We start from the raw sequence: 10,015 nt of genomic DNA on the forward strand, positions 1-10,015 counted from the left end.
TGTTTTGTCGCCGTCGCTCCCCTTTTTGGATGGCACCCTTGGCATATCTTCTGACCATGGAGAGAGGCGAGCTCTGGGACCTGATCGAGTGGTCCCGGGTGGCGACGAGTAATCCCAAAGAGCGGGCGAGTTGGTTGCGCGGTGGAGCCTTCCAAATCCCCGGTTCTGTCCGGCGGGCAGAAAGGCGCCCACAAAATCGACGGCGTCGGAGCGGGCTTCGTCGTGCCACTCTGGCAGGAGAAGATAACTGACCGTATTGAGAAGGTTTCCACGGAAGAGGCTATTGTCATGGCCATTCGGCCGGCCAGGAAAGAAGGTCTCTTCGCCGAGACTTCCACCGGCGGCAATGTCATCGTGGGCGCGGGCGGGAAGGTGTGGGGGGATCACCGGGCCGAGTTCGTCGGCGCAGATCACCGTGGTGTCCTCGGGCGGGTCGGGGTAGAGGCCGACGATCCGCGTTCTTTTGGGGCGAAGTCCGGGTCCTTGCTCGTGATCCACGAGCGGGTGCGGCGCCGGCGCACACTCTCGGGCGGCAAGCGTGAATCTACCCAGACAAAGACGAACGTAGCACTAGAGTGCATACAGGGAAAACCTATGCCGACGCAGCTTTTCCGGCCGAAGTGTGCCCCTGGGAGAATTCGCCTATCCCGATAGGCCCTCACGCGCTGAGCTGCGCAAATGAGCCAATCATGACCCCGGCAGAGCAATTGTCTGTCGCACTCGGGTCGGTATTCAGGACCGATGAGAACTAGGCGTTGCCCTAGATAGATTGTCCCTAGGATCTCGGGGACGAACTGAGGCCAGCCCCTTGGAGACACTCCCATGAGTAAACTGGCGACTTCGGCGGATGTAGCTGTTGTGGGGCTTGCTTGTCGGTTGCCTCAGGCCGACGGCCCAGCGGCATTCTGGGACTTGTTGACCGGTGGGGTCGACGCGGTCACCGAACGGACCGGTGACGGTGGGCCGAGGTGGGCGGGACGGTTGGCGGACAAGGCGGCTTTCGACGCGGCCTTCTTCGGGCTCTCCCCACGAGAGGCCCGGTACACCGATCCGCAGCAGCGGATCATGCTCGAACTCGGCTGGGCGGCGCTGGAAGACGCCGGCATTGTCCCGGGTGTCCTTAAAGGGACGCCGACCGGTGTTTTCATTGGTGCGATGGCCGATGACTATGCGTATCTGAGCCACCGCGCCGGGCACATCGGCCACTACTCGCTGACTGGAATCGGCCGTGGGATCATTGCCAACCGCCTCTCGTACTTCCTGGGTGTCAACGGGCCGAGTCTGACCGTCGACACCGGGCAGTCCTCGTCATTGGCCGCCTTGCACCTGGCGTGCGAAAGCCTGCGGAGCGGCGAGAGCGAGATCGCCCTGGTCGGCGGCGTGAACCTCATCATGGCCGAGGAGAGCACCAATATCGTCGAGGAGTTCGGTGGGCTGTCCGCCGACGGGCGATGCTTCACCTTCGACGCTCGCGCCAACGGTTACGTGCGCGGTGAGGGCGGCGTCTGTGTCGTGCTCAAACGGTGGGAGGACGGCGACGACGCGTACGCCGTCATACGGGGAACCGCGCTGAACAACGACGGTGGCGGTGACTCGCTCGCGGTGCCGCGCGGCGAGGCGCAGCAGGCGGTGATTCGGGCCACTTGTCGCCGGGCCGGGGTGGCGCCGAGCGATCTGCACTACGTGGAATTGCACGGGACCGGCACGGCGGTCGGCGACCGGATCGAGGCGGCGGCGCTCGGCGCGGTCTTCGCCCCGGGCCGGGACTCGCCGTTGCTGGTCGGGTCGGTCAAGACGAACATCGGTCACCTGGAAGGCGCGGCCGGGCTGGCAGGTTTCCTGAAGGCCGTGCTTTCGCTGCGGCACCGGGTGATTCCGCCCAGCCTGAACTTCGCCGAACCCAACCCCGAGATCGACTTCGACGCCTGGCGCCTCCAGGTCGTCCAAGACAACACCCCGCTGCCAGACGGTGCGGTGGCGGGTGTCTCGTCGTTCGGAGTCGGCGGGACCAACTGTCACGTCGTGCTTTCGTCGACCGGGCGCGAGGTCGACGCACCGGAGAACCCCGTCGAGGCACCGCTGTTGTGGCCGATGTCGGGCAAGACGGCGGGCGCGGTCCGCGACCAAGCCCGCGTCCTGCACGCGGAGCTGCTGTCCCGTCCCGACTTGAGTCCCGCGGACGTCGGCTTCTCGTTGGCGACGACCCGCACCGTGTTCCCGCATCGGACGGTGATCGGCGCAACCAGCCGGACCGAGTTTCTGGGGGCTCTCGACACCCTTACCGGACCGAACGTGGTCAGCGCCAAGGCCCGCGCCGAGGTGAAACCGGTCTTCGTGTTCCCTGGGCAAGGGACGCAATGGGTCGGTATGGGGACCGAACTCCTTGACACCTCACCGGTCTTCCGCGAGCAGTACACCGCCTGCGCGAAGGCGTTGAAACCGTTCGTGACCTGGGATCCGTTCAGCGTGCTCGACGACGAGGCCGCGCTCGCCCGAGTGGACGTCGTGCAGCCGGTGCTGTGGGCGTTCATGGTCTCCGCCGCCGCGCTTTGGCGTTCCTACGGTGTCGAGCCCGCAGCGCTCGTCGGTCACTCCCAGGGCGAGATCGCCGCGGCGAACGTGGCCGGCGCATTGTCCCTAGAGGATGGTGCGCGTGTCGTCGCCATGCGCAGCAAGGTCATCGGTGAGCGACTTGCCGGTCGCGGGAGGATGGCATCGGTCACGATGTCCCTCGACGAGCTGCGACCGTTGCTCCGGTCGGGAATCTCGGTCGCGGCGGTCAACGGCCCCAAATCCGTCGTCGTGGCAGGTGAACCTGGTCCGATGCGGCAGCTCGTCGACGAACTTACGCAGGCTGATGTCAGGATCAAACTGATCGATGTCGACTACGCCTCCCACACGGCACAGGTCGAACCTGTCATGGCGGAGCTGGCCGAGCTGCTCGCTCCGATACGACCACAGGAACCTCGGATTCCCATCCAGTCCACGGTGGACGATAGCGAAGTGCTGGACGGCGACTACTGGGTGCGCAACCTGCGCCAGAGGGTTGAGTTCGAGGCGGCGACGGACGCGCTGAAGGCCGCCGGGCACGAGGTCTTCCTGGAGATGAGCCCGCATCCGGTGCTGACACCCTCGATAGAGGGTGATGTCTCGGCAGTGGGCACATTGCGTCGCGACGACGGAGGACTTGACAGGTTCCTGCTGTCCTTGGCGACCGCGTACACCCACGGCGTCACCGTGGACTGGCACGCGGTGTTCGATGCCGCGCGCCGCGTCCGGTTGCCGGGCTATGTCTTCCAGCGCCGGCGGTACTGGCTTGACGAGCCGGAGAAAGCCGAGCGGCCGGCCGCCGTGGACATGGCCGGAATCGTCGCCGCCGAGATCGGCGCCGTGCTCGGCCACACCGACCTCGACCCCACTGCCACGTTCAAAGAACTCGGCATCGAATCGGTCACCGCAGCCGACCTGCGGGCCAGACTCGTCGCCGCGACCGGGCTTTCGCTGTCCACCACGGTGATCTACAACCATCCGACTCCGGCGGCGTTGACGTCTCATCTGGACGCTCTTGCCGACGGATCGTCAGAGTCGGCCCGTGTGACCCAGGAGCGGGTGGCCGGCGACGACGATCCCGTGGTGATCGTGGGAATGGCGTGCCGTCTGCCGGGTGGAGTGGACTCGCCGGCCGCGCTCTGGCGTCTGATGGACTCCGGTGCCGACGCGATCTCCGGTTTCCCGGTCGACCGTGGCTGGGATTTCGACGCGTTGTCGACGGTGCCGCAGCGAGGCGGGTTCCTGGCCGATGCGGCCGGGTTCGACAGCGACTTCTTCGGGATCAGCCCGCGTGAGGCGCTGGCGATGGACCCGCAGCAGCGAGTGCTGCTTGAGGTCACCTGGGAGGCGATGGAGCGGGCCGGAATCCCGCCGTCGTCGCTGCACGGCACCCGGACCGGCGTGTATCTCGGTGCGATGGCGCAGGACTACGGCGCCCGGATGCACGAGGCGTCCGGTGACGCCGAGGGCTACACGTTGACGGGCACCTCGCCGAGTGTTCTGTCCGGCCGGGTGGCGTACACCCTGGGGCTGGAAGGTCCCGCGATCACGGTGGACACCGCGTGCTCGTCGTCGCTGGTCGGCCTGCACCTGGCCGCGCAGGGGCTGCGGGCCGGGGAGTGCTCGCTGGCGCTGGCGGGCGGGGTCACCGTCATGTCGACGCCGGGCATCTTCCTGGAGTTCGCCAAGCAGGGCGGCCTCTCTCCGGACGGGCGGTGCAAGGCGTTCGCCGACGCCGCCGACGGCACGGGCTGGGCCGAGGGCGTCGGCGTGCTGGTGCTGGAACGCCTGTCGGACGCCCGCCGCAACGGCCATCAGGTGCTGGCGATTCTGCGGGGCTCGGCGGTGAACTCCGACGGCGCCTCCAACGGGCTGACCGCACCGAACGGCCTCGCCCAGCAGCGGGTCATCGAACAGGCCCTGGACGATGCCGGCCTATGCGCCGAAGACATCGATGCGGTCGAGGCGCATGGCACCGGGACTCGTCTGGGCGACCCGATCGAGGCCGAGGCCATCCTCGCGACCTATGGCCAGAACCGGAGCACACCACTTCTGCTGGGATCACTGAAATCCGTCATCGGCCATGCCCAGGCGGCGGCCGGCGTCGCGGGCGTGATCAAGATGGTGCTGGCGATGCGGCAGCAGACCCTGCCGCGCACGCTGCACATCGACGAGCCATCGTCCAGAGTGGACTGGAGTGGTGGTCAGGTCGAGTTACTGACCAGCAGCCGACCGTGGCCGGACAACGGTTGTCCGATGCGGGCCGGTGTGTCGTCGTTCGGGATCAGCGGTACCAACGCGCACGTGATTCTCGAACAAGGACCGGAAACACCGGAAGGGGAGGACACTCCGCAGGAGCGGGCGCCGGGTGTGGTGCCGTGGGTGGTGTCGGCGAAGACCGGGGAGTCGTTGCGTGGGCAGGCTCGTCGTCTGGGCGCGCATGTGGAGGCCGGCGAGCTTGACCCGGTGGATGTGGGGTTGTCGCTGGTGGTGTCGCGGTCGGTGTTCGAGCACCGTGCGGTGGTGGTCGGCGGGGGGCGCGGCGAGCTGGTGGCGGGGCTGGGTGCGGTTGCCTCGGGTGAGCCTGCGGCGGGTGGCGTGGTCGCGGGTGTGGCCGATGTCGTCGGGAAGTCGGTGTGGGTGTTCCCGGGTCAGGGGGCGCAGTGGGTGGGTATGGGCGCTGCCTTGCTGGGGGAGTCGCCGGTGTTTGCGGCTCGGATGGCGGAGTGTGCGGCGGCGTTGGAGCCGTTCGTGGACTGGTCGTTGCTGGATGTGGTGCGGGGTGTGGAGGGGGCTCCGGGGCTGGATCGGGTGGATGTGGTGCAGCCGGCCTCGTTCGCGGTGATGGTGTCGTTGGCGGCGGTGTGGGAGTCGCTGGGGGTTCGCCCGGACGCGGTGGTGGGCCATTCGCAGGGGGAGATCGCGGCGGCGGTGGTGGCCGGTGGCTTGTCGTTGCAGGACGGTGCGCGGGTGGTGGCGTTGCGCAGTCGTCTGATCGCCGACCGGCTGGCGGGGCTGGGGGCGATGGCGTCGGTGGCGTCGCCGGTCGAGCAGGTGCGTGAGCGGTTGTCAGTTTGGGATGGGCGGGTGTCGGTCGCGGCGGTCAACGGCCCGAATTCGGTGGTGGTGGCCGGTGAGGTCCAAGCCGTCGAGGAGTTGGTGGAGCGGTGGTCGGGTGAGGGGGTGCGGGTGCGGCGGATCGCGGTGGATTACGCCTCGCATTCGGCGCAGGTCGATCTGATCGGTGAGGAGCTGGCGCAGGTTCTGACGGGGGTGGCAGGGCGTGCGGTGCGGGTGCCGATGTTGTCGACGGTGACCGGTCAGTGGGTGGAGGGGCCGGAACTCGACGGCGGGTATTGGTGTGACAACCTGCGCAACACGGTGGCCTTCGCTCCGGCGGTGGGGCAGTTGCTGGAGCAGCGGTATCAGGTGTTTGTGGAGGTGAGTCCGCATCCGGTGCTGACGGTCGGCATCGGTGAATGCGTGGACGAGGGTGATGCGATCGCGGTGATCGCGGGCACATTGCGTCGTGACGACGGCGGGCTCGATCGGGTCCTGGTTTCGGCGGCCGAGCTGTTCGTCCGCGGTGTGCGGGTGGACTGGCGGGCCGTACTGACTGGTGGACGCCGGGTCGATCTGCCGACCTATGCCTTCCAGCACCGGCGGTTCTGGCCGAATGCCAGGCAGAGCGGTGATGCCCGCGTTCTGGGTCTGTCCGCGACAAGGCACCCTCTGCTGGGGGCGGCGGTGAGTCTGGCCGACTCGGACGGCGTGCTGTTGACCGGCTGCCTGTCGGTGAGGTCGCATCCGTGGCTGGCCGATCACATGGTGGCCGGGATGGTGTTCTTCCCGGGTACCGGGTTCCTGGAGCTGGCGGTCCGGGCGGGTGACCAGGTCGGCTGCGAGGTGGTCGAGGAGCTGACCCTGGTCGCGCCGCTGGTGCTGGGTGAGGATGAGGCGGTCGTGGTCCAGATCGCGGTGGGTGCGCCGGAGGAGACCGGCAGGCGAAGCGTGAGCATCTACACCCGGCCCGCTGACGCGGCCGATGAGGTGAAGTGGGTACGGCACGCCACCGGCACGCTGGCCATGGGCACCCGCATGGCCGCTGCTTCCCCTGCCGTGTCGTTCGATGCGGCGGTGTGGCCTCCGGCCGGTGCGACCGCGATCGAGCTGGACGGTCTCTACAAGCAGCTGGCCGAGGGTTTGCTCGTCTACGGCCCGGTGTTCCAGGGGTTGCGGGCGGCCTGGTGGGGCGAGGGCGGCGAGGTGTTCGCCGAGGTCGCACTGCCTGAGCAGGCGCAGTCGGACGCGGGTGCGTTCGGGGTGCATCCGGCATTGCTGGACGCGGCGTTGCACGCGTCGACGTTCGCCGGGCTGGACGTCGCGGCGGGTACGCGGTTGCCGTTCTCCTGGCAGGAGGTGAGCCTGCACGCCACCGGAGCGGCGCTGCTGCGCGTCCGGCTGGCCAAGGTGGCCGAAGACGCGGTGTCGCTGAGCGCGGTGGACGCCGCCGGGGAGCCGGTGCTGTCGGCGCGTTCGCTGGTACTGCGCCCGTTCTCGCCTGATCAGGTCGCTGTGGGTGGGGGGCCGGCGACGATGCGGGACGGGTTGTTCCGGTTGGACTGGACTCCGCTGCCGGAGGTCCCCGTGGTCGATCCGGTGTCGATGGCGGTGGTTGGTTTTGCCGGGTTCGAGCCGGATGCGCTGGGTCTTGCGGGGATGTGGGAGTCGGTTGAGGTTCATCGTGATCTGTCGGCGCTGGCCGAGGCCGGTCCGGTGCCGGGGGTGGTGCTGGTCGAGGTTGTCACCGAGCCGATGGTGGATGCGGTGGCGGCGGCGCATGGGGTGACCGCTGGGGTGCTGGGTCTGCTGCAGGGGTGGCTGGCCGATGAGCGGTATGGCGATTCGCGGTTGGTGTTTGTGACGCGGGGTGCGGTGTCCGCGGGTGAGGGTGAGTCGGTCACTGATCTGGCGGCCGCTGCGGTGTGGGGTCTGGTGCGGTCGGCGCAGTCGGAGAACCCGGGCCGGTTCGTGCTGGTGGATGTGGACGGGCAGGAGATCTCCGCGCCGGTGCTGGCCGGGGTGCTGGCTTCGGACGAGCCGCAGGTGGCGGTGCGCGAGGGTGGGGTGCGGGTGGCGCGGTTGGCGTCGCTGGGGTCGGGGGCGGGCTTGCTGCCTCTGGCTGGGGTGCCGTGGCGACTGGGCAGCCGCAACAAGGACAGTTTGGACGCCCTGGAGCTGCTCCCCTTCCCGGCGGTGGCGGAACCGCTGGGGGCTCGGCAGGCGCGAGTCGCGGTGCACGCCGCGGGAATCAACTTCCGGGACCTGCCGGACGGACTCAACGCGCTGGGCTGGTTCCAGGACAAGGTCGGCCTGATGGGCATCGAGGCCGCCGGGGTGGTCCTGGAGGTCGGCCCCGAAGTCGACGGCCTGCGTCCGGGCGACCGGGTGATGGGTCTGGCCGCGGGCGCGTTCGGCCCGGTGGTCGTCACCGAGGCCACGGCCTTGGTGAAGGTCCCCGACGGGGTCTCCTTCGAGCAGGCGGCCACGATCCCGGTGGCGTTCCTGACGACCTACTACGGGCTGATGGATCTGGCCGGGCTGCGGGAGGGCGAGTCGCTGCTGGTGCACGCGGGTGCCGGCGGGACCGGCATGGCCGCGATCCAGCTGGCCCAGAGGCTGGGGGTGGAGGTGTTCGCCACCGCCAGCCCGGCCAAGTGGGACGTGCTGCGCTCGCTGGGCATCCCCGATGATCACATCGCCTCCTCACGGAGTCTGGAGTTCGAGGAGCGGGTCCGCGCGGTGTGTGGCGGGCGGGGGATCGATGTGGTCCTCAACTCGCTGACCGGGGACTTCATCGACGCTTCCGCGCGGCTGCTGCGCCCGGGCGGCCGGTTCATTGAGATGGGCAAGCTGGACATCCGCGACCAGGACCAGTTCCCGGGGGTGGTGTATCGCTGGTTCGACGTGCTGGACGCGGGGCCTGAGCGGTTGCGGCAGATGCTGGGCGAGTTGGAGGGGTTGTTCGCGGCCGGTGAGTTGCGGCCGTTGCCGGTGACGGCGTGGGATGTGCGGCGGGGCCGGGAGGCGTTCCGGTTCATGAGCCAGGCCAAGCACACCGGCAAGATCGTCCTGACCATGCCCCGGCGGTGGAACCCGGACGGCACGGTCCTGATCACCGGCGGCACGGGTGGTCTGGGTGCGGAGGTGGCCCGGCATCTGGTGGCCGAGCACGACGTACGGCACCTGCTGCTGGCCAGCCGTCGGGGCCTGGAAGCGGCCGGGGCACGTGAGCTGGAGCGGGAACTGGCCGCGCAAGGCGCGCACGTGACCATCGCCGCCTGCGATGTGGCCGACCGGGATCAGGCGGCGGCGCTACTGGCGCAGGTTGATGCCGGTCATCCGCTGACCGCGGTGATCCACGCCGCGGGTGTCCTGGACGACGGGATCATCGCCTCGCTGACGCCGGAGCGGCTGGACGCGGTCCTGCGGCCGAAGGTGGACGCCGCCTGGCATCTGCACGAGCTCACCGCAGATCTTGATCTGGCCGGGTTCGTGGTGTTCTCGTCGATGGCCGGGGTGATGGGCACCGCAGGTCAGGGTAACTACGCGGCGGCCAATGTGTGGCTGGACGGGTTGATGGCCCACCGCCGGGCGCAGGGGTTGCCGGGGTTGTCGCTGGCCTGGGGATTGTGGTCGCAGGCCACCGGGATGACCGGGGGCATGTCACAGACCGACGTTCAGCGAATGACCGCCACCGGGCTGCTGCCGATCACCACCGAGCAGGGATTGGCGTTGTTCGATGCGGCCCTGGCGTCGGATGCGTCGCTGGTGGTCCCGGTCCCGCTGAACATGCCGGAGGCGATGCCCGCTCAGCTGGTGCCGCCGCTGCTGCGCGGTCTGCTGCGAGGCACCCGCCGTACGGCGGCGTCGGCGCACGCGGCCGATGAAGGAGGGCTGGTACGGCAACTGGCCGGCCTGCCACAGGCCGAGCGGCCCCGCTTCGTGGTCGACCTGGTCCGCACTCAGACCGCCGCCGTCCTTGGACACTCCGACCCCGCGGCGGTGGACGTCCGGCGGGACTTCCGCGAGCTGGGTTTCGACTCGCTGACCGCGATCGAGCTGCGCAACCGGCTCAACGTGGCCGCCGGGCTGCGCCTGCCCGCGACATTGATCTTCGACTATCCGACCCCGGCCGCGGTCACCGACCACATCCTCTCGGCCCTCTGGCAAGCCGACCCGGACTCCGGCAGCGGGCCACCCGACCCGCTGGCCGCGCTACGACATCTGGAGGCGAGCTTGTCCGCCACCCCGGACGACCGGGCCGAGATCGCCGCCAGGCTACGCGCCCTGGCGGCCCGGTTCGACACCGCCGTCCCCGGCGACGAGCTGCAGGAGGAGGAGTTCGACCTCGACTCCGCCACCGATGACGAACTCTTCGACCTCCTGGACAGGGGCTGATCCG

General features: G+C 69.0%; 1 protein-coding gene. It reads left to right on the forward strand.

The window, feature by feature from the left end:
* Positions 1-822: 822 nt before the first annotated feature.
* Positions 823-10,011, forward strand: a complete 9,189-nt coding sequence (locus OG884_RS33915) for an SDR family NAD(P)-dependent oxidoreductase (protein WP_326639697.1) — start codon at positions 823-825, stop codon at positions 10,009-10,011.
* Positions 10,012-10,015 lie beyond the last annotated feature (4 nt).

The sequence above is a fragment of the Streptosporangium sp. NBC_01755 genome (genome assembly GCF_035917995.1).
Classification (GTDB): Bacteria; Actinomycetota; Actinomycetes; order Streptosporangiales; family Streptosporangiaceae; genus Streptosporangium.